Origin of the sequence: Euzebya tangerina (assembly GCF_003074135.1) — a bacterium.
GTDB classification, from domain to species: domain Bacteria; phylum Actinomycetota; class Nitriliruptoria; order Euzebyales; family Euzebyaceae; genus Euzebya; species Euzebya tangerina.
The window spans coordinates 17,945-39,436 of record NZ_PPDK01000001.1 but is presented as its reverse complement, the minus strand read 5'-3'; the positions used below and the strand labels follow the sequence as shown (position 1 = coordinate 39,436).

Sequence of the window (21,492 nt, the reverse complement as noted above, 5' to 3'; positions counted from 1 at the left end):
ATGGCTGTGGAGACGCTGGCGGAGCACATCCGCGATGAGCTGGGGGAACGGGTTCTGGGCACCGATGTCGCCTACGACCAGCTGACGGTCACCGTCGACCCGGCGTACTTCCCGCAGGTCGCGCGGTTCTGCAAGAACGACCTGGGCATGACGTTCTTCGACTTCCTCAGCGGGGTCGACGAGCGGGAGGAGGGGTTCAGCGTCGTCGCGCGGGTCTACAACCACGTCAAGCGGGAGTCGGTCCTGCTCAAGACCATGGTCCCGGGTGGTCGCGAGGAGCCGAAGGTCCCGACGCTGACCGGTGTCTACGCAGGCGCCAACTGGCACGAGCGCGAGACCTACGACATGTTCGGGATCCTCTTCGAGGGGCACCCGGGCCTGCTGCCGCGAATCCTGACGGTGGAGAACTTCGAGGGCTGGCCGCTTCGCAAGGAGTTCAAGCTGGCCAGTCGCGTGGTCAAGCCGTGGCCGGGCGCCAAGGAGCCCACTGACTCCTCGGATGATGACGAGAAGAAGGACTCCAAGCCCGAGCCGGCTGCCGCCGAGCCGGAGGATCGGGCCGCTGCCGCGAAGGCCAAGGCCGAGCGGGCCAAGAAGAAGGCGGCGGCGGCTCGGAAGCGCAAGGCGGAGGAGCGCGCTGCGGCTGAGGCGGCTGAGAATCCCACGGGCTCGGAGGGCGCCGACTCGCAGCCGCAGCCGGACGGCACGGCGGCCGAGGCGGACGACGGATCGGCGATCACGGACGACGCCGAGCCTGGCAGTGCCCGTGAGGCCGCCGACGCGGCCGCAGGGGCCGAGACCCCCGCGCACACCCCCGACCCGACGACGCCTGAGGGCGCCGCCAAGATCGCCGACACCGCTGTCGCCAAGGATGCCGCGGCCGGCACGACCTCGGGCGAGGACGTCGCCACCGGCGAGCAGCCCGACTCCGGGGAACCGAAGGTCGACGAGGAGCGGGAGGCAGCGGCCGCGGAGGGTGGTCCGGCGTCCCCGGGTGGCACGCCGGGGGTCGAGGCGGAGGGCACCCACGACCTCGACGACTCGACCGCACGGCCCAGTGGGGACGAGGCCGTGGACGCACAAGCCAGCGACACCTCCGACGGCGACGATGCCGATCCGGTGCCTGCAGCCGACACGACGCGCCCGACGACCGAAGGGGATCCCTCGGCCGACGACGGAGACCAATCCGCAGAGGACGATGTGACATGAGTGAGACCCTGGCCAGGCCGGACGCCCCGGTCATCCCCGGCGGCCCCCAGGAGGGGATGCTCGTGGAGGTCGCGGGCGGCGGCGAGCTCGACACCGCCTCGATGAACCTCAACGTCGGGCCAGCCCACCCGGCCACCCACGGCGTCTTGCGCCTCGTCGTCGATCTGGACGGCGAGAAGATCGTCAAGGCCCAGCCCGTCATCGGCTACATGCACCGCGGCTTCGAGAAGTTGGCCGAGGACCGCGACTATCGCCAGATCATCGCGCTGGTCAACCGGCATGATTGGCTCTCGGCGTTCTGCAACGAGATCGGCGTCGCCATCGCCGTCGAGCGCATGCTCGAGATGGAGGTCCCCGACCGGGCGCAGTGGATCCGCACCCTGATGTGCGAGTGGAACCGGATCCTCAACCATCTGCTCCTCCTCGGCTCCTACGCGCTGGAGCTCGGCGCCCTGACGCCGATGTTCTACTCCGTCCGCGAGCGCGAGGACATCCAGAACATCCTCGAATCCGCCACGGGCGGGCGCCTCCACTTCACCTACTGCCGCGTTGGCGGACTGAAGGAGGATCTGCCGCGAGGCTTCCTGCAGGCGTCCGCCGACATGGCCACGCGGATGAAGACCTGCATCGCGCAGTACGAGGACCTGCTGCTCGGCAACGAGATCTTCATGCTCCGCACCAAGAACGTCGGCGTGCTGCCGCAGGACGTGGCGCTCGACTACGGCGTCACCGGCTGCGCCCTGCACGCCACCGGCATCACCGAGGACGTCCGGATCTCCGAGCCCTACGCCGCCTACGACAAGGTCGATGTCCGGGTGCCGGTGGGGACCAACGGCGACTCATTCGACCGGTTCTACTGCCTGATCGAACGGATGAAGGCCTCGGTCGACATCATCGAGCAGGTGCACGACAACATCCCGGCGGGACCGGTCAACGTCAAGCTGCCGAAGATCGTCAAGGCCCCGGAGGGGTCGATCTACGTCCGGACCGAGAACCCGCTCGGCCAAGGCGGCTACTACCTGGTCAGCGACGGCCAGAAGACGCCGTGGCGGATGAAGATGCGGACGCCGTCGTTCTCCAACGTCCAGGCGATCCCGTACCTGCTGAAGGACCAGTTGATGGCCGACATGATCGCCATCCTCGGCTCCGTCTTCTTCGTCGTCGGGGATGTGGACAGATAGATGGCTGAGTCGATCTTCGCCCTCGACAGCTTCTGGCTGTCACTCATCCTGAAGCTCGTCGCCGTCGTCGCGTTCTTCCTGGTCGCCCCGCTGATCGCCGGGTACCAGGAGCACAAGGTCATGGCCTTCATGCAGAACCGCCTGGGTCCGATGGAGGCCGGCCCGTTCGGTGCACTGCAGCTTGTGGCTGACGGCATCAAGTTCATCCAGAAGGAGGACATCATCCCCGCCGCGGCGGACAAGCGGGTGTTCTCCGCGGCACCCGGAGTGGTGCTGATCCCGACGCTGATCATGATTGCCGTGCTCCCGCTCTCACCGGGTGGGTTCGCCGAAGACCTCGACGTCGGGATCTTCTTCGCGTTGGCCGTCTCCTCCGTTGGCGTGGTCGGCGTGATGATGGCGGCCTGGGCGTCGGCGTCGAAGTACTCCCTGATCGGCGGGATCCGCGAGGCAGCGCAGCTCATCGCCTACGAGATCCCGTTGTTCATCGCCGCAGCCGCCGTCGTGATGCAGGCCGGGACGATGTCGCTGGTCGGGATCGTCAACGCGCAGGCGGACTTCACCGCGTTCGGCATCCCGGTGCCCTATGCGGTGCCTCAGGCCATCGGCTTGGTCATCTTCGGCATCGCAGCCCTGGCCGAGCTGAACCGGCCGCCGTTCGACATGCCGATCGCCGACTCCGAGGTCATCGCCGGACACATGACGGAGTACTCGGGCCTGCGCTTCGCCTTCTTCCTGCTGACCGAGTTCGGCGGAATGGTGGTGTACTCCGCCCTGATGGTGGTCCTGTTCCTCGGTGGGTGGAACATCTGGCCGGGCGTGCCGCTGCCCGACAACGCCATCCTGGCCAACCTGATCGGCTTCGGCGTGTCGATGGTCAAGATCCTCGGACTCGTCTTCGTCATGACCTGGCTACGGTCGACCTACCCCCGGCTACGCGAGGACCAACTCCAGCGGTTCGCTTGGACCGTCATGATCCCGCTCGCCATCCTCCAGCTCATCGTCACCGCCATCGGCAAGGTGATCGCCTAGATGTCCCTCCTTCGACGCCCGACTCGCCCCGCGCCCCCCGCATCCCCGCTGGCTGCCTTGCGGCTCGACTTGCCTAGCGCCGCTAGGCGTCGCTCGCTGCGCGTTGCCAACGGCGCGCGGATGGACGCGCTGCTTCCCCGTTCGTCTTGGAGGACCATCTGATGTCAGCTCCAACCGCGCCCAAGAAGAAGGGGCCGCCCCAGATCGGTCTCCTGAAGGGTCTCGGCGTCACGCTGAAGACCTTCCTGTCCAAGCCGACGACGCAGCAGTACCCCAAGACCAAGCCAGACCTCGCTCCGCGCACGCGTGGGGTGATCGCGCTGATGGAGGAGAACTGCACCGTCTGCATGCTCTGCGCCCGGGAGTGTCCCGACTGGTGCATCTACATCGACTCCCACAAGGAGACGGTCCCGCCCAAGGACGGCGGTCGTGCCCGGACCCGGAACATCTTGGACCGCTTCGCCATCGACTTCGCCCTCTGCATGTACTGCGGGATCTGCGTCGAGGTCTGTCCCTTCGATGCGTTGTTCTGGAGCCCGGAGTTCGAGTACTCCACCGAGACCATCGAGGAGCTGACCCACGAGAAGGAGCAGCTCCGCAAGTGGATGGACACGGTCCCTCCGCCGCCGGAGCTCGAGTACGGTGCCGAACTGCCCAAGGAGATCCAGCAGGGTCTTGATGCCGCTCGGAAGAAGGCAGCTCAGCGGGCGGCCGCAACTGCCGCGGCGGCACCGGCGAAGGACGACGCCGAGCAGGACTCGGGTGAGAAGAAGGAGGTCGAGCAGCGCCTGGAGGACACGATCCACGTCGAGGCCCAGATCGACCAAGACGTCTTCGACAAGCTGGTCGCCGAGGGCAAGAGCGAGCGTGTGGCCCGAGCCAAGGCCAAGGCCGCCTATGTTCGTGCCGAGAAGAAGCGGCAGGCCGACGAGATCCGCGCGAAGGAAGAGGGATAGCCATGGGCCTGGAAATGGCAGACATCTTCATGCTGGTCGTCCTGGTGCTGGCCGGGGCAGCCAGCGTCTTCGTGGTCGTCAACAAGAACGTCGTGCACTCCGCGCTCTCCCTGGTCGTCGTCATGCTCGGCGTCGCCGGGGCGTTCCTGCTCATGGGAGCCGAGTTCCTGGCCTGGACCCAGGTGCTGGTCTACGCCGGCGCGGTGATCGTGTTGATCCTGTTCGGGCTCATGCTCACGCGTGCGCCGATCGGCCCGATGCGAGAGGACTCCGAGAACGCACGGTTGGCCTTCGGCGTCAGCGTTGCCCTCTTCGGCTTCCTGATGTCACTGATCATCGTCTCGTTCAACGGCGTCGAGCTGAACCTCTCGGTCACGCCGACGATCGCACTGGCCGAGTTCCTCTACGTCGAGTGGGCCTTCCCGCTGCTTGCCATGGGCTTCCTGCTGACCGTGGCGTTGGTCGGCGCGGTGATCATCGCCCGCGCTGAGGAGGGTGAGGGCCCACTGCCGGATGACGAGGACTTCATCGACTCCGGGGAGGCACCGCCGATCAGGAGTGGCGACTCCGTCGCCGAACCCGGCTACTCCATCCCGTCGACGGAGACGGCGCCCGTCGTGGCATCGGGACGAGGTGGTCAGTGATGCAGATGATCATCCCGCTGACGTTTGCGGCTGTGCTGTTCTGCACGGGCGTCTACGGCGTGCTCGCCCGCCGGAACGCCGTGCTGGTGCTGATGAGCGTGGAGATGATGCTGGCCTCGGTCACGGTGAACCTCGTGGCCTTCGGGATCCTGGCGGCCGGCAACGGCGACGCCATCTTCACCGGTCAGATCTTCGCCCTGTTCGTGATCGCCATCGGTGCTGCCGAGGTCGGTGTGGGGCTTGCCATCATCCTGCTGCTGTACCGCAACCGGGCGACCGTCAACATCGACGACGCCGATCTCCTCAAGTACTAGGTCTGTCCCTTCATGATCTCTGATTACGCGTGGCTGATCCCGGTCATCCCGGGCGTTGGTGCCGTGCTCACCTGGCTCTTCGGCAAGCACCTCAAGGGCAAGGGTGCCGAGTTCGGCATCACCGCCCTGGTGTTCGCGTTCCTGCTGTCCTGCGGTGTTGCCTACGAGGTCTTCACCGCCAACGTCGACGTGGTCGCAGAGTTCGAGGAGTCCCACGAGGAGGAGGGCCACGGCGACGAGGAGGGCGGCGCCGGTGAGGAGGGGGAGGAGACCTCGCTCCTGGACAACGTCGCCATCGCGACGACCGGCCTGGACGGGCTGATCCTGGCGGCCGAGGCGGATGACGAGGTGGTCATCCCGGCAGGGCTCGAGTCCTTCGTCAACGAGAGGTCCGTGTCGCTCGGCAGCCTGGGCGGCGACTTCGAGTTGGAGGCGGGTCAGCGGGTCGACGGCCTGGCCGCCATGATGTTCCTGCTGGTCACCTTCGTGTCGTTGATGGTCCACGTCTACTCGACCGGCTACATGAAGGGCGAGCCCCGGTACACCTACTACTTCACGCTGCTCGGCCTGTTCACCATGTCGATGCTCCTCATGGTGATCGCCAACAACATGCTGCAGCTGCTGGTTGGCTGGGAACTGGTCGGCGTCTGCTCGTTCCTGCTCATCGGGTTCTACTGGGAAGGTCGGAAGAACCAGTCCGCTGCGCAGAAGGCGTTCCTGACCACCAAGTTCGGCGACGTCGGGCTGATGGTCGGTGTGGTGTCGCTGTGGGCCCAGTTCGGCACCTTCAACATCGGCACGATCATCCACGACGCCACCGCCGGCGTGCAGGCCGGGGGCGCCGAGCTCGACAAGGGGCTGTTGACCTTCGGGCTGATCTCGCTGTTCATCGGTGCGATCGGCAAGTCGGCGCAGTTCCCACTGCAGACCTGGCTGCCGGACGCCATGGCCGGCCCGACCCCGGTCTCCGCTCTGATCCACGCGGCCACGATGGTGACGGCCGGCGTGTTCCTCGTGGCGCGGATCTTCCCGGTCTACTCGCTGTCGACCACCGCCAAGGCGGTCATCGCGATCATCGGCGCGATCACGCTGTTCTCGATGGGATTCCTCGCGTTGGTGCAGGACGACATCAAGCGGGTGCTGGCCTACTCGACGGTGTCGCAGCTCGGCTACATGGTCGCGGCGCTGGCCTTCAGCTACACCGCCGGCATCTTCCACCTCTTCACCCACGGCTTCTTCAAGGCGCTGCTGTTCCTCGGCTCCGGCTCGGTGATCCACGCCGTCCACTCCAACGACATGGTCAACATGGGCGGATTGCGACGGAAGATGCCCGTCACCTTCTGGACCTGGGTCGTCGGCACCCTGGCGCTGGCCGCCGTGCCACCCCTGGCCGGGTTCTGGTCCAAGGACGAGGCGCTGGTCAGTGCGCTCACGACCGGTGGGTACACGGGAACGGTCGTGGTGACGCTCGGGGCCATCGGTGGGTTCGTCACCGCGTTCTACATGGCGCGGGCGACGACGATGACGTTCTTCGGCACCTACCGCGGTGAGGGCACCCCACACGAGTCGCCGCCGTCGATGAAGTGGCCGTTGATCCTGCTCGCCGTGCCCGCGGCACTCATCGGCTTCATCAACCTGCCGTTCGACTTCTTCCACCCCTACGGCTTCGCCGCCTGGACGATGCCGAGCCTGGAGTACTTCGCGACCCACCCGGCGCTGTTCGATCTGCCGCTGGCGGCCGGGTCGTCCCTGCTGGGGGTCTTGGGTCTGGGACTGGGTTACCTGATGTACCGGACGTATAAGGCACCGGCGGAGGACCCGTTCAACAACCTGGGTCTGGTCACCACCGTCCTGCAGCGCAAGTACTTCCTGGATGACCTGTACTCGGGCGTGATCATGCACACGGTGCGGGACCGGATCTCCCCGGCCATGTACTGGATCAACGACAAGGTGATCGATCGGGTCGTGTATCTCGCCGGCGCCTCGACGACGGCCACCGGCCGGGGGCTGTACAAGGTCGTGGACCAGAAGGGTATCGACGGCGTCGTCAACGGTGCCGGGACCGGCGCGAACTGGACCGGCGGGCTGATCAAGTTCGCCCAGTCAGGCAACGTGCAGGCCTACGCCGGCGCCATGTTCATCGGTGTCTTCCTCTTCGGCGTGCTCTTCGCTGCTGCCGCCTGACCTTCGGCGTGGCCAGGTCCTAGACTCCGCCCCATGGGACTCGACTTCGACCGCTACACGCCGCTCCTGCAGGACGGGGGGCGGATGCTCCTGCTCGTCGTGGACGGACTGGGCGGCTTTCCCGAAGCCGATCGGGGGAGCGAGTTGGAGGACGCGCACACGCCCAACCTCGACGCGCTCGCGGCGTCGGGCATCACCGGTCTGACCGAGCCGGCCGGTCCCGGGATAACGGTCGGGTCGGGCCCTGGCCATCTCGCGCTGTTCGGCTTCGACCCGTGGCGGTACGACCTCGGTCGCGGGGTCCTGTCCGCGGTGGGTGTCTCCTTCGACATGAAGCCGGGTGACGTCGCCACCCGAGGGAATCTGGCGTTCCTGGATGACGACGGCAACATCACCGACCGGCGTGCTGGCCGGATCCCCGACGAGCAGGCCCGACCGGTCGTGGAGAAGCTGCGCGAACGGGTCGCTCTTGACGACGTCGAGGTGTTCTTCGAGCCGGAGTCGGAGCACCGGGTCGTCGTCATCCTGCGCGGCGAGGGTCTTGATGGGCGAATCGACGACATGGACCCTCAGGAGGTCGGCGTGCCGCCGCTGCCCGCGAAGCCGCAGGATCCGGCAGCCCAGCACACGGCCGACGTGCTCGACCGACTGGATGCGGCCATCCGCGAGGCGCTGCACGACCAAACGCCTGACGCCCTGCTCATGCGGGGGTTCGACTCGTTGCGCGACATGCCGGACTTCACCGACCGGACCGGCATGCGGGCCTGCGCCATCGCGTCCTACCCGATGTACCGGGGCGTGGCCCAGCTGATCGGCTTCGACGTGCTCGGCCCTCCGACGACGATGCGCGAGCAGATCGACCTGGTGGCCCAGCACCGCGAGGACTACGACTACCACTTCGTCCACTTCAAGTATGCCGACGCCGCCGGTCATGACGGCAACCGCGAGGCGAAGGTCGAGGCGCTCGAGAACCTCGACGCCGACATCCCCGCCCTGCTCGAGGCGGCAGAGGCCAACGTGGTCGCCGTCACGGGAGACCACGCCTCACCAGCGTCGGCGTTCGGTCACTCCTGGCACCCGGTCCCCACGCTGCTGGCCGGGGGATCGGCCGGCGTGGACGACGTGACGACCTTCGGTGAACGGGCCTGTGCCGGTGGACTCTTCGGCCTGCGGCCGACCCAGCACCTGCTGCCCTTGATGATGGCGGCCGCTGGCAGGTTCGCGAAGTACGGGGCCTAGCCGATCAGGATTGGCACGCGGCCGCCACAGTCGCTGTCACCGCGGCGTCCGTCCGGTCGGCGGGGGTCAACAGGAGGAACGGCCGCCGCCCCTCTGCCGTGCAGAGCGCTGCATCCGTCTCGGCCGGTAGTCGGTCGAGTTCGGTCAGCAGCACCGGCTGATCCGTGTCGGCGGCCAGACCGGCAGTGGCCAGCGTGAAGGCCCAGCCGTCCTCCGACCCACCGGGAGCGAGGATCCGACCCTGGGCTGGCGCATCCCAAAGACCCGCCGCCACCGCGGCGGCCGTGGCGTACCGGTTGACCCCCGCGATGCGGTTCGGTGCCCGATCCACCAGCGCATCCTCGACCGCGTCCCCGATGGCGAAATCGCCACCCAGCAGCGTTATCGATGCGTCGGGCCGGCCGCTGAGGAAGGCAGCCGTCGCCGGGTGCAGTCCCGACGTGGGGCTCAGCAGGATCGGGCTCAGGGTGTCCGCCGCCCAGCCGCCGGCCGTGACCGCGTCGGCCCACGCAGCCGTGGGGTTGCCTGCGGGTGAGTCAGCTCGGGCGATCGCTACCTCCCGGGCCGGTCCCTGGGCCTGCTCGAGCTCCGTGGCGATGGCCACGGCGGTCTCGACCCGTGACGGGCCGGCCAGACGGATCACGTCGTACCCGGCGCCGGTCAGCGCCGCCTCCACCTCCAGCGACAGCGCGACCTCGCCACCGAGGAGGTAGACCAGCCCCGTGCCACCGAGCAGACGATCGATCTCAGCCGCGGTGGCGGCGTCCAGCACACTGCTGGGGGTGAACAGCAGTGGAGCTCCGGCGGTCAATACGCTGCCGCCCAGGCTGTCGGCGAAGACGTCATTGCGGGACAGCACCACGTGCGCGGCGGCGCGCCCTGACTGTCCAGACGGTTGGGGGAACCGCTCGCGCGACACCTGGATGGCGAAGGGGATCGGGTCGTCGGCGATCTGGGTGTCGACGACCACGACCTGCCCAGCCACCGACACGGTCACCGGTGTCACTCCAGCGGGCTGCACCACCAGCACGAAGCTCCGCTGCTCCCCGGGCCCCAAGCTGTCCAGGCTGCAGGCGACGCCGGAGGTTCCCACGGCACAGTCCTCGGACGCGGTGACGTCAGCGGCCCCCTCGACCAGCACGGCGACGGGCGTGGTGTCGATCGGTCCCGCCTCCGGCGCGGTCACCACCAGGGTGATCTGTCCTGCCGGGTCGTCGGCGCCCGGCCCCTGAACGGTGATCGTGGGTGCGGCCAGGGTCGGGCTCGGTGTCGGTGTCGGTGTCGGGGTCGGTGTGGGTGTGGGTGTCGGGGTCGGGGCGGCGGTCACCGTGACGGTGGTGGCGCGGATGCGCGTCCCGCCCTCGTCGTCGGTCACACGAACGGCGACCCGGTAGGTGCCGGGGCCTCTGCCAGCGGTGGTGAACGTGACCGCCGTTCCGTCTGCGTCATCGAAGGATCCGTCGTCGTCGGTGTCCCACGCGGTCGCGACCGGTCCACCATCGGGATCACTGGCGGCCGCGGTGAGCACCACGGATTCGCCTGCTCGCACGCTCGGATTCGTCGGGCTCAGCGTCACCGTCGGCAGTTGGTTCGTCACGGTCACGGTCACGGCTGCGGTCGCCGTGTCGTCCTCGTCGTCCGTCACGCGCGCGGTGACGTCGTAGGTCCCGGGGTCGAGCGCGGAGGCGTCGAACGACACCTCGAACGCGTCTTCCACATCATCGAACTGACCGTCGTCGTCAAGATCCCAGTCGACCCGCAGTCCCCGCGCCGGATTGTCCGGGTCGTTGTTGTCCGCATCGCTGACGGCGGCCGCCAACTGGACGGTGTCACCCTTCGCCACGGATGGACTGGAGGGTGTGATGTCGATCTCGGGGTCGGTCAGGACCAGGATGTCGATGACCTGAGAAGCCGGTCCGAACACGCCGGAGGCAGCCGTGAGGGTGACCGTGAACAGCCCACCTTCTGTGGGTGTGCCGGTGATGACGCCGATGGAGGAGAGGGAGAGGCCAGCAGGGAGGGCACCATCGGTCACCTCGATGGTCGGGAGCGGCGCCCCCGTGGTGTAGGCCCGATACCGCACCGGCTGTCCGACCTCGACGGTGGGGAAGGCCGGAGCGACCAGGTCCGCGTCGGCACCGAGCAGGCCGCCCGGTGCGGCTCCCCAGCAGACGGGTCTGCTGTCGATGTCGATCGCGCACACGTGGTCCGTGCCGACGGAGACCTGCTCCAGCGCCTCCGTCGCAGCGGGCTGGACGAGCCGGTCATCACCCCAGCACTGGACTGAGCCCCCGGTGATCTGGGCGCAACTCGTCCGCGGGCCGACGGCGATGCTCTCCACATTGCCCAGGCCGCCAGGTCTGGTGGCCTGCCCGAAGGTGTCCCCACCCCAGCAGCGCACGGTGCCGGTGGTGCTCAGCGCGCAGGTGTGCTCCTCACCTGCTGCAACCGCGGCTGCGAGGGGCAGATCGCCGGGCGGGTTGGTCTGATCGTCAGTGCCGTCGCCCCAGCAGACCACCACGGCATCATCGTCCACAGCGCAGGTGTGACGAGCGCCGGCCGACACCGACCGAACGGGCCCCAACCCGACCGGCGGGGTGGCCTGACCGTCCCCGTCGGCGCCCCAGCACGTCACCAGGTCGTCGTCGCGTCCGACGGCGCACACGTGGGCTCCACCCGTGGAGATCTCCCGTACCGGACCTGGGTCAATCGGGGGATCGACCGCTCCGGCCTGATCCCAGCAGACCGCCTCAGCGGCACCGTCGATCGCGCAGGTGAGCTGGTCGCCGACCGAGACCGCAACCACCTGCGTGAGCGTGAGCGGCGGCAGACCTCTCACCGTCGCGTCACCCCAGCAGCTGATGGCGGCCGTGACGGTGATCGCGCAGCTGCCGGAGGCGCCGGAGGAGATGACGTCGATCAGACCAAGCGTCGCGGGCGGTGAGGAGGGTGTGGTGACGTCCTTGCCCCAGCAGACGGGCTCCCCGGTCGGTGGGAGCGCGCAGGACACATCGACCCCCGCCGTGACCGCCACCATCGGGGCGAGGCCGGCCGGGACCGTCGACTGGCCGACGTCGTCCAGCCCCCAGCAGTCCACCTGGCCGTCAGAGTGCACGGCGCAGGAGTGGGAGGCCCCCGCAACGACGTCGGTCACCGCCGTGAGGGCGGGAGGCGCCGCCTGACCCTGGGCGCTCAGACCCCAGCACGCCACCGTCGCCGTGAGGGTCACGCCACAGGTGTGGCCGACACCGGCGCTGATGGCCGTGAACTCCCCGGCCGGGGCATCCAATCGGTCGTCGGCGCCATTGCCCCAGCAGACCACCGTGTCCTCCAGCACCCGAAGGGCACAGGTGTGGCTGCCGCCGGCTGTGACCTGCGCCGCCTCGAGCCCATCCGGAACGGTGGACTGCCCGAACGCGTCGTCACCCCAGCAGGTCACCGTGCCGCCGCCGTCGACGGCGCAGGAGTGGCTGCCTCCGGCGGACACGCTGCTCACGGCCACCAGCGGTGGGGGTGAGGCCTGCCCCTCGTCGTTCAGCCCCCAACAGACCACACTCTCGGCCGCAGTCACGGCGCACGCGTGGTTGCTCCCGACGGAGACCGAGGTCGCATCGTCCAGATCCGTCGGCGGTGTGGCCGAGCCGTAGTCGTCCACACCCCAGCACCGCACGTCGTTGTCGGCGGTGACCGAACAGGTCCGGTTTCCTCCGGCGTCGATGTCGACCGGATCGGGGGGCATCGCGCCAACCGGTGCCGGCCCGACCAGGAGCAGCGCTGCCACCACGGCCACCACCAACGTGCCGGGCAACGTCCGACGAACTGTCACGGTCTGCACATGGAAGTTGGCCATGCGTAGAGGTGTACACCCTGCGCTGGTCTCCGTGTTCGACTGTATGTCCCACGAGTCCGCATCCTTGGACCGAGGAGACAGGCTGCCAACCGGTTGTGGTCGTCTGGCGTCCAGCGAACCCCTTCGATAGAGTCACGCGATCCGCTGCCGTCCTCCGAAGAGACGGCCCCTCACGAGAGACACGACATTGAACACACGGCTGCTCGCCCTCCTGACCGTTCTGGCCCTCCTGATCGTCGCGTGTGGCGGTGAGACCACCGACGACGAGGGGACGACTGACGGCACCGAGGAGGCCACGGACGAGGAGGCAAGCGACGAGGCCAACGAGGACGCCGGTGATGAAGCGGCCGAGGCGGGCGACTGCGAGGTCGACAGCCTGCCGCTGTTCGCCGACGGAACCCTCACCATCGCCACCGGCGAGCCGGTCTTCCCACCGTGGATGATCGACGACGACCCGACCAACGGTGAGGGCTTCGAGAGTGCCGTCGCTTACGCGTTGGCGGAGGAGATGGGCTTCAGCGCCGACCAAGTCGAGTGGGTTCGGACCGAGTTCGACGCGGCCATCACGCCGGGTGACAAGGACTACGACTTCAACATGCAGCAGTACTCCATCACCGAGGAGCGCGACGAGGTCGTCGACTTCTCGGTGCCCTACTACGAGAGCCAGAAATCCGTCATCGCGCTGAACGGCACACCCGCGGCTGAGGCCACCAGCTTCGAGGAGCTGCAGGCCGGTACATGGGGCGCCACCGTCGGAACCACCGACTTGGACTACATGGAGAACGTCCTGGAGCTCGAGGACGTCGCCGTCTTCGACACCCAGGCCGATGTCGTCGCAGCCATGGTCGCCGGGCAGATCGACGCCACCGTCGCCGCGCTCCCGACGGCCCTGTTCCTCACCGCCGTGGAGATCGAGGACGCCACCATCGCCGCCGTCCTCCCTGCGGAGGAGGGCACCGAGGGCGAGGGCATGGGTCTGCTGTTCAGCGAGGGCAGTGAGCTGAAGCCGTGTGTCGACGCCGCCCTGACCAGTCTTGACGAGGCCGGGACCCTGGACGAGCTCGCGGTGGAGTGGCTGCAGGGCGACGGTGACATCCCCCTGATCGAGTCCTGATCGCCGACATGGCCGCGAGATGACCGCTGAGGTCGCCTCCAGCGAGGCCAGCGCGACCGATCCGGCTCCTGCTGCGCCGGCCCCCGTCCGGCTGAGCCGCCGGGAGCGATGGACGCCGATCCTGCTGTCGATCCTCTCGACGGTCGTGGTCGGTGGGCTGCTGGCGTGGTGGATCGGGTCCTCGGAGCAGTGGCCGGTGGTCCAACGCCAGTTCTTCTCGGGCGAGGCCATGGTCGAGGCCTTCCCGGCCGTCCTGGAGGGCTTCTGGATCAACATGCGCGTGTGGGTGATCGCCGAGATCCTGATCTTGGTCGTCTCGTTGGTCCTCGCGGTCATGCGATCGCTGACCGGGCCGCTGTTCGCCCCCCTGCGGGTCTTCGCCATCGCCTACATCGACTTCCTGCGCGGGGTTCCGGCCCTGCTGCTGATCCTGCTGCTGGGCTTCGGGGTCCCGGCCCTCCAGTTGCCGGGTCTGCCCAACGGGGCGCTGTTCTGGGGAACGGTTGCGCTGGTGGCCGGCTACTCGGCCTACACCGCAGAGGTGTACCGCGCCGGCATGGACTCGGTCCACGACGGGCAGCGGGCCGCCGCCAAGGCCCTCGGTCTGGACCAGTGGCAGACGATGCGGTACGCCGTGATCCCCCAGGCCATCCGCAACGTCGCGCCGGCCCTGCTGAACGGTCTGGTGTCACTGCAGAAGGACGTCGCGCTGCTGAGCGTCATCGGGATCCGCGATGCCGTCCGCGAGGCGCAGATCATCAAGGACCGGACGTTCAACTACTCCTCCTTCATCGTCGCGGCCATCCTGTTCCTGATCGCCAGCGTTCCGCTGGCCCGGTTCGCCGACTGGTACGCCCGGCGTGACGCGGAGCGGCGACTGCAGCGGACCGCATGAGCCAGACCAGCCCTGCCGCGCCCAAGCTCTCGATCCGCAGGCTGACGAAGTACTACGGCGAGACGCTCGTCCTCAACGCGATCGACCTGGACGTGGCCGAGCATGAGGTCGTCACGCTGATCGGCGCCTCCGGCTCGGGCAAGTCCACCCTGCTGCGGTGTGCCGGCCGGCTCGTGCCCTATGACCACGGCGAGATCCTGCTGGACGGCGTCGACCTCGCCAGCGGCACGCTGCCGGAGCGACAGCTGCGCAAGCGGGTCGGCATCGTCTTCCAGTCCTACAACCTCTTCCCCACGATGAGCGTCCTGGACAACGTGACGCTGGCGCCTCGCAAAGTGCACGACGTGACGCGCGAGGAGGCGGAGTCCAACGCGCTCGAGCTGCTGCGGCTGTTCGAGATGGGTGACTTCGTCGACGCCTACCCCGACCGGCTCTCCGGCGGGCAGCAGCAGCGCGTGGCGATCGTCCGGGCCATGGCGACCCGGCCGGACGTCCTGCTGCTGGACGAGGTGACGGCGGCGCTCGACCCCGAACTCATCGGTGGCGTGCTGGCCGTGATCCGGGACCTGAAGGCCCAGGGCATGACGATGCTGATCGTGACCCACGAAATGGGGTTCGCGCGCGATGTCTCGGACCGGGTCTGCTTCCTGGACAGCGGCCGGATCGTGGAGGAGTCACCTCCTGAGGCCCTGTTCAGCGACCCGAAGGAGGAGCGAACCCGTCAGTTCCTCCAACGCATCATCGAGGCTGGGCGGCTCTAGGTGTACGATTGGTGTATGGGCCGGAGTCGCACGAACATAGAGATCGACGATCAGGCTCTGGCGACGGTGATGGAACGGTACGGACTGTCGACGAAGACCGAGGCGGTCGATCTTGCGCTCCGGCGTCTGAGCGCGGACCCCATGACGAGGGCCGAGGCGCTGGCGATGCGTGGCACCAATGCGATGGCCGACGTCCCGGATGACGTCTTCCCGCCTGGTGCCGATCGCGCGTCGTGATCCTCGTGGACACCTCGGCCTGGGTGGAGTTCGACCGGGCGACCGGAAGCGCGGTCGATCGGCGGCTGACCGCCCTCATCGCGACGACCAACCGGGTGGCTGTTACCGAGCCGGTGGTGATGGAGGTGCTGGCCGGTGCACGAGACACCGCCCGAGAGCAACAGTTGCGTCGCATGATGGCCCGCTTCCCGCTGCTCCGGTTTCGTCCCACGGCGCACTTCGACGGCGCGGTGACCATCTACCGGTCGTGTCGAGCACGGGGGGTCACGCCCCGCGGCCTCCTCGATTGCATGATCGCTGCCGTGGCGCAGAGCGAGGACGTTCCAGTCCTGGCCCAGGACCGCGACCTCGCGCGCATCGCCACGATCATGGCGCTCCAGATGGATGCGGCCAGCTTGACCGTCGAGGACGACGGCTCGTGAGCAGCGGCGCCTCGGATGCGGCCGCGTGGAGCAGGATCGCCGAACCCGCCCGGGCGGCATCCGGGCACCAGGCGATCGAGTGGGCCCGTCGTCGCTCGCCGGTGCTCGATGGGATGGTCCGTCGGCGGCTCTCCGACGGGTCGCTGGAGGGCAGGCGGGTCGCAGTTGTCGTTCACCTGGAGGCCAAGACGGCGTTGCTGGCAACGGTGCTGGCGGATGCCGGTGCCGTCGTGGTGGCTGCCGGATCCAACCCCTGGTCCACTCGGGACGACGTCGCCGCGGCGCTGGTCGAGCGCGGCATCCAGGTCCACGCCACCAGGGGGTCCACAGTCGAGGAGTGGGAGAAGGACCTGCTCGCCGTGGCGGATACCGGTCCGGAGTTCATCATCGACGACGGCGCCGAGCTGACCATTCGGATGGCTCGCGACCGGCCGGAGCAGTACGCCGCCGTTCGAGGTGTGTCGGAGGAGACGACCACCGGCGTCGCCCGACTCGTCCAACTCCACGAGCGTGACGGGCTGCCGATGCCCGCGATCGCCGCCAACGACGCCAAGCTGAAGCACCTGTTCGACAACCGGTACGGCACCGGCCAGTCGACCGTCCAGGCCATCCTCCAGCTCACCAACCTCCGGTTGCCGGGCAAGCGGGTGGTGGTCGTCGGGTACGGCTGGGTCGGCCGGGGGATCGCCACCTACTGCGCAGGCCTCGGGGCGCGGGTGACCGCGGTCGAGGTGGATCCGGTCAAGGCGCTCGAGGCCCACACCGACGGGCACGACGTGGCCGACATCGCGGCCGCGCTGGCTGCGGCCGACATCGTCATCACGGCCACCGGTGGGCTCCGGGCGGTGTCCGAGGGTCATGCGGCGGCGCTGCGCGACGGCGTGGTCCTGGCCAACGCCGGCCACCACGATCACGAGATCGACGTGCCGGCCCTCCGTGCCCTGGCAGTGGCAGAGGAGGAGGTCCGGCCGGGCGTCACCCAGCTCGACCTGGATGGCAAACACGTCTACGTCCTGGCCGAGGGCGCACTGGTCAACATCGCTGGCGGGCTCGGGCACCCGATCGAGATCATGGACCTCTCCTTCTCCGTGCAGGCCCTGGGGTGTCACCTGCTGGCTGCCGCCGACGCCTCCGGGGAGCCGCTGCCGCCGGGTGTCCACGACTTCCCGGTGGAGCTTGATGACGCGATCGCCAGAGCCAAGCTCGCCAGTCGGGGGATCTCGCTCGACGCGCTGGATGTGAGTCAGACCGACACGCTCAGCGAGCTGTTCAGCGGGGAGGAGGCGTCGTGAGTGCCTCCCACGGGCAGCGGGCAATCGGATTTGCTGGCCGGCACATGCCCGCACTCGCCGCGGCAACCAATGTCGCCCGCACTGGCGGCCGGCTGGCGGGGAAGCGGGTGGCCCTGTCGCTGGTCCTGGAGCCGAAGACGGCCAACCTGGCGCTGGCACTGGACTCGCTCGGCGCCGAAGTGGTGGTTGCCGGGTCGGCCAACTCCACGCAGGACGCCACCGCCGACGCGCTGCGGGAGGCCGGCATCGCCGTCTTCGCCGAACGAGGCGCGTCAGCCCAGCGGGCGGCCGAACTACGGGCGGCGTTCGTCGCGACCGAGCCGCAGTTGCTGGCCGATGACGGCGCGAGCGTCATCAGGTACCTCCACTCCGACCGGCCTGAGCTTCTGGAGGGGCTGATCGGCGTGGCGGAGGAGACGACCAGTGGTGTACGTCCGCTCCGGAACATGGCCGCTGACGGATCGTTGGCGGTGCCCGCCGTCGCCGTGAACGACGCCCGCACCAAGCTGCTGTTCGACAACGTGCACGGCACGGGCCAGTCCGTCGTCATGGCGGTCCTGGACGTAACCAACACCCAACTGCAGGGCAAACGCGTCGTGGTCGTCGGGTACGGCCGCGTGGGCAAGGGCATCGCATCGTCCGCCCGGGCACTGGGTGCGAGAGTGACCGTGACCGAGATCGACCCGGTCGAGGCGCTGGCAGCCCACCACGACGGTCACGATGTCGCGCCCGTGGCTGAGGCTGTGACGTGGGCCGACGTCGTCATCACCGCCTCCGGCATCGGTCACTCACTCACGGCTGAGCACGTCGCGGCGATGCCGGACGGGGCGATCGTCGCGGTGGGCGGCATGGGGCCTCCGGAGTTCGACCCGACCCCGACGGACGGGGTGGTGCTGGAGTTCGGTGAGGTGGTTCGACCGGGGGTCCGGGAACTGGTGGTGGCGGGTGGCCCAACCGTCTTCGTCATCGCCGAGGGGTTCTGCGCGAACACCTCCGCAGCGGAGGGCAACCCGATCGAGGTGATGGACCTGTCGTTGGCGCTGCAGATGCGGGCGCTCGACTACCTGGTCGAAGCTGATCTGCCCGTCGGAGTTCACCTGCTGCCGAAGCACATCGACGACGAGGTGGCCCTGTCACAACTCCACGCGGTCGGGGTCACGATCGACGTTCCGTCGCCCGCGCAGGTGGAGGCCTCTCTTCGGTGGTGACCGACCGGCCCGCCGTCGACACGATCGTGCAGAAACCCACGCATGCGCGGGTTTCTGCACGATCGCGTCAAATCCACGTCGCGGACGTGGTCCTCCCGGTCGTCAGCCCCCCGATCCCGGAGGGAGCCGTCGCCGTCCGTGATGGGATCATCACGGACGTGGGGACCGCCGAGCAACTCGTTGCCGACGGGTCAGGCGCGCAGGTCGTCGAGCATCGCGGGGTCCTCACACCTGGGCTGGTCAACGCCCACACCCACCTGCAGTACACCTCCTTCGCCGCCGTCGGCTCGACCCCCTACGAGGACTACACGGCCTGGTCGATCGCGTTCAACGAGGAGTACGCCCGACAGGCCGACGGCGATTGGGTGCGTTCGGCTGAGCAGGGGGTCGCCCGGTCCTTGGCGGCCGGCGTCACCTGCGTCAGCGACATCGTCACCAACTTCGAGGCCCGGGACGTGCTGCTCGACGCCGGCCTCCCCGGCGTCGCTTTCCTCGAACTGATCGCCGTCGATGCCGACCAGTGGACGGGCAGTGTGGGCGACGAGCTCCGAGAGGCCGTCGCCACGGCACCCACGAGCGAGGTGACCTCCGTTGGCATCTCGCCCCACGCGCCCTACAGCCTGGACGAGTCCGTGCTCCGAGCCATGGCCCACCTGGCCCGCGAGCTCGGCGTCCGCCTCCACATCCACGTCGCGGAGTCCGACGGCGAGGAGGAGTACTTCCGCTGCGGCTCAGGCACGCTGGCCGACCGGTTGCGTGTGGTCAGCCGCCGTCCGATGCCGATCCTCGAGCAGGGCGGGACCGGCCTGAGCACCAGCGAGTTCGTGGAGCAGCTGGGCCTGCTGGGGCCCGACGTCCACCTCGCACACGGTGTCTATCTGGGTCAGGACGGCCGACGGCGAGTGGCCGAGCACGGCTCCGTCGTGGCGCTGTGTCCCCGCTCCAACCACGTCGTCGGGGTCGACTATCCGCCGGTCGCCGCCTTCCTGCGCGAAGGCGTGGCCTTCGGGGTCGGCACCGACTCCCTGTCCTCCTCCACCTCGCTCGACCCCCTGGAGGACCTCGCGGTGCTGGCCGACCTGGCGTTCGCCGGCGGCTACGACGCCCCCGATGTGTTCGACCGACTGCTCCACGCGGCCACGCTCGGTGGTGCAGGTGCGTTGGGGCTGGCCGACCGTCTGGGGTCCCTTCAGCCCGGCAAGCGGGCGGACCTGGCGGTGTTCTACCTGCCGGGCGTGGCCGCCGCTGACGCCGTGACCCAGATCGTCCGGTCCGGCGCGGGCACCTGTGCCGCAACCGTCGTCGCCGGAGAGCTGCGATGGCCCACGCACCCAGCCGACTGATGATGACGACTGATCGGGATGGGCTGGCCGCGCTGTTCCGCCGAGACACGGCCATCCACGTCTACGGCCTGGCCGATCTCGAAGACCGCTTCTGGGACAACTCGGTGTGGTGGCGTGACGGCGCAGCCGCGGTCGGTCGAGTTCGGCTTCCTGGGCCTGAAGGTGTGGTCGCCGTCTACGCGATCTCGCCGCGGGCGCCCGACCTGACGACCGCGCTGCTCACCGATGTCGTGGACCAGATCCCGGCGGGTGCACTGGTCCTCGCCCCGGTGGGGGCCGACGAGGCGATGGCCCGGGTGCGGGCGGTGGACAGCTTCGGCACCCACGTGAAGATGAGCATCTCGCCAGCGGCTCTTCGAGAGCCGGTAGGAGCGGGCAGCGCCGAGGTCCTGAGCACGGACGACCTGGCCGATCTGCAGGCGCTGTACGACACCGATCCGGGGGCCGCCTACTTCCTGCCCTCGATGCTCCGGGCCGGTGTGTTCGTCGGCGTTCGCGAGGCAGGTCGGCTGGTCGCGGCTGGCGGTACCCATGTGCTGAGCGAGCAGTACGGGGTCGCCGGCCTGGGTGGCATCATCACCGCACCCGACGCCCGTGGACGGGGGCATGCCGCGGCGGTGACCGCACGGCTGAGCCGTCTGCTGCTCGATCGAGGGCTGACCGTCGGGCTCAACGTCAAGGCCAGCAACGCGGCTGCGGTCGGGGTCTACCGGCGGCTGGGCTTCATCGAGATCCATCGGTACGTCGAGTTCGAGCTGGGTGTATAGTGGCGCACGCAACTATTGCTCAGGCAACTAAATGGAGGAGCCATGCTGACCGCACGAGTTCGAGTGACCGCAACCGACGAAGGTCGTCAGACGCTGATCGACACCCTGAGTGCGGAGGCGGCGTCCGTCCCGACCACGTTCGAGGGCTGTGAGCTGTTCGTCGTCTCCGTCGACACCCATGACCCGAACACGGTCATGATCGCCGAGGAGTGGGCCACCAAGGACGACTTCGACACCTACGTCGCCTCGGATCACTTCAAGAAGACGATGGCCATCGCGGGTCCCTGCCTGGCTGCGCCGCCGGACTCCGCCTACTACCAGGGAGACCGGGTCGGTCCCTGATGACGGAGCCGCTGGCAGCGACGGCGGAGAGCGTTCACGACTCGCCGGACCTCGAGGACGCCGTGGCGTTTCGCCTCCACCGCACCAACCGGCTGCTGCTCACCCACCTGTCGCGGTTCCTGCGCGGGATCCACCCGGTGCTGACGCCGGAGAAGTGGTTCCTGATCGCGCGACTGCAGCAGGACGGGCCCCTGCGACAGGGCCAGTTGACCGTCGAGGGGCTCGAGGATGCCCCGAACGTCAGCCGACTGGTGGACAGCCTAGTGACGAGTGGACTGCTCCTTCGGGAGCGCGACCCGTCGGATCGCCGTGCCCTGGTCATCTCCCTGACGGACTCGGGGCGGGCCCTGTCGGACGACGTGTTAGCACACACCGTCGCCGAACGCCGCCGGGTGTTCGAAGGCTTCACCGAGGCTGAACTTGGGTTGCTCACCTCGGCCCTGGACCGACTGGACAACAACGTCCGCGGATTGCTGGGCGCCGGGGCCGGCTCCTGAGCGCC

20 protein-coding genes are annotated in these 21,492 nt (G+C 68.6%); 19 read left to right on the top strand and 1 reads right to left on the bottom strand.

All coding sequences use genetic code 11. The features are described 5' to 3' along the window. From C1746_RS00230 to C1746_RS00195, 8 genes are all read left to right on the top strand, one after another. Complete coding sequence (locus tag C1746_RS00230; RefSeq protein ID WP_116712712.1) at positions 1–1,209, top strand: NADH-quinone oxidoreductase subunit C; 1,209 nt, start codon at positions 1–3, stop codon at positions 1,207–1,209. Beyond that, the gene (locus tag C1746_RS00225) at positions 1,206–2,390 is read left to right on the top strand and encodes an NADH-quinone oxidoreductase subunit D (RefSeq protein WP_240598815.1); all 1,185 of its coding nucleotides are present in this window, start codon (positions 1,206–1,208) and stop codon (positions 2,388–2,390) included. Before C1746_RS00230 ends, C1746_RS00225 begins: the two co-directional genes overlap by 4 nt. Continuing rightward, positions 2,391–3,422 (top strand): NADH-quinone oxidoreductase subunit NuoH, encoded by a 1,032-nt coding sequence (gene nuoH / locus C1746_RS00220; RefSeq protein WP_116712711.1) that lies wholly within the window; start codon positions 2,391–2,393, stop codon positions 3,420–3,422. Between the two features lie 161 nt (positions 3,423–3,583). Then, entirely contained in the window at positions 3,584–4,378 is a 795-nt protein-coding gene (locus C1746_RS00215) for a NuoI/complex I 23 kDa subunit family protein (protein ID WP_116715497.1), read from the top strand. 2 nt (positions 4,379–4,380) lie between these two features. Next, positions 4,381–5,022, top strand: a complete 642-nt coding sequence (locus C1746_RS00210; protein ID WP_116712710.1) for an NADH-quinone oxidoreductase subunit J family protein — start codon at positions 4,381–4,383, stop codon at positions 5,020–5,022. Beyond that, positions 5,022–5,336 (top strand): NADH-quinone oxidoreductase subunit NuoK, encoded by a 315-nt coding sequence (gene nuoK / locus C1746_RS00205; RefSeq protein WP_116712709.1) that lies wholly within the window; start codon positions 5,022–5,024, stop codon positions 5,334–5,336. The genes C1746_RS00210 and nuoK overlap by 1 nt, the downstream gene beginning before the upstream one ends. A 12-nt stretch (positions 5,337–5,348) precedes the next feature. Next, positions 5,349–7,520 (top strand): NADH-quinone oxidoreductase subunit L, encoded by a 2,172-nt coding sequence (gene nuoL, locus C1746_RS00200; protein ID WP_116712708.1) that lies wholly within the window; start codon positions 5,349–5,351, stop codon positions 7,518–7,520. Between the two features lie 33 nt (positions 7,521–7,553). Then, positions 7,554–8,759 (top strand): alkaline phosphatase family protein, encoded by a 1,206-nt coding sequence (locus C1746_RS00195; protein ID WP_116712707.1) that lies wholly within the window; start codon positions 7,554–7,556, stop codon positions 8,757–8,759. A 4-nt stretch (positions 8,760–8,763) separates the two neighbouring features. Here the strand turns inward: C1746_RS00195 and C1746_RS21825 are convergent, their stop codons facing one another. Next, on the bottom strand, positions 8,764–12,609 hold the full coding sequence (locus C1746_RS21825) for a cell wall-binding repeat-containing protein (protein ID WP_116712706.1): 3,846 nt from the start codon (positions 12,607–12,609) through the stop codon (positions 8,764–8,766). 187 nt (positions 12,610–12,796) lie between these two features. Between C1746_RS21825 and C1746_RS00160 the strand changes: the two genes are divergently transcribed. From C1746_RS00160 to C1746_RS00110, 11 genes are all read left to right on the top strand, one after another. Then, a complete protein-coding gene (locus C1746_RS00160) occupies positions 12,797–13,723 on the top strand; it encodes an ABC transporter substrate-binding protein (protein WP_116712705.1) in 927 nt (308 codons plus the stop codon). A 19-nt stretch (positions 13,724–13,742) separates the two neighbouring features. Beyond that, positions 13,743–14,618, top strand: coding sequence for an amino acid ABC transporter permease (locus C1746_RS00155; RefSeq protein WP_116712704.1), 876 nt, complete (start codon positions 13,743–13,745; stop codon positions 14,616–14,618). Next, entirely contained in the window at positions 14,615–15,379 is a 765-nt protein-coding gene (locus C1746_RS00150; protein WP_116712703.1) for an amino acid ABC transporter ATP-binding protein, read from the top strand. Before C1746_RS00155 ends, C1746_RS00150 begins: the two co-directional genes overlap by 4 nt. A gap of 15 nt (positions 15,380–15,394) precedes the next feature. After that, positions 15,395–15,616, top strand: a complete 222-nt coding sequence (locus C1746_RS00145) for a type II toxin-antitoxin system VapB family antitoxin (protein ID WP_162867217.1) — start codon at positions 15,395–15,397, stop codon at positions 15,614–15,616. Then, the gene (gene vapC, locus C1746_RS00140; RefSeq protein ID WP_116712701.1) at positions 15,613–16,038 is read left to right on the top strand and encodes a type II toxin-antitoxin system VapC family toxin; all 426 of its coding nucleotides are present in this window, start codon (positions 15,613–15,615) and stop codon (positions 16,036–16,038) included. The genes C1746_RS00145 and vapC overlap by 4 nt, the downstream gene beginning before the upstream one ends. Beyond that, positions 16,035–17,330, top strand: a complete 1,296-nt coding sequence (locus tag C1746_RS00135) for an adenosylhomocysteinase (RefSeq protein WP_205711612.1) — start codon at positions 16,035–16,037, stop codon at positions 17,328–17,330. The genes vapC and C1746_RS00135 overlap by 4 nt, the downstream gene beginning before the upstream one ends. Continuing rightward, positions 17,327–18,538 (top strand): adenosylhomocysteinase, encoded by a 1,212-nt coding sequence (locus tag C1746_RS00130; RefSeq protein WP_162867216.1) that lies wholly within the window; start codon positions 17,327–17,329, stop codon positions 18,536–18,538. The genes C1746_RS00135 and C1746_RS00130 overlap by 4 nt, the downstream gene beginning before the upstream one ends. Positions 18,539–18,624: 86 nt before the next feature. Beyond that, positions 18,625–19,881, top strand: a complete 1,257-nt coding sequence (locus C1746_RS00125; RefSeq protein ID WP_162867215.1) for an amidohydrolase family protein — start codon at positions 18,625–18,627, stop codon at positions 19,879–19,881. Next, the gene (locus C1746_RS00120; protein WP_116712698.1) at positions 19,857–20,648 is read left to right on the top strand and encodes a GNAT family N-acetyltransferase; all 792 of its coding nucleotides are present in this window, start codon (positions 19,857–19,859) and stop codon (positions 20,646–20,648) included. Before C1746_RS00125 ends, C1746_RS00120 begins: the two co-directional genes overlap by 25 nt. 42 nt (positions 20,649–20,690) lie before the next feature. Beyond that, a complete protein-coding gene (locus C1746_RS00115; protein WP_116712697.1) occupies positions 20,691–20,990 on the top strand; it encodes a putative quinol monooxygenase in 300 nt (99 codons plus the stop codon). Beyond that, entirely contained in the window at positions 20,990–21,487 is a 498-nt protein-coding gene (locus C1746_RS00110; protein ID WP_116712696.1) for a MarR family winged helix-turn-helix transcriptional regulator, read from the top strand. The genes C1746_RS00115 and C1746_RS00110 overlap by 1 nt, the downstream gene beginning before the upstream one ends. Positions 21,488–21,492 lie beyond the last annotated feature (5 nt).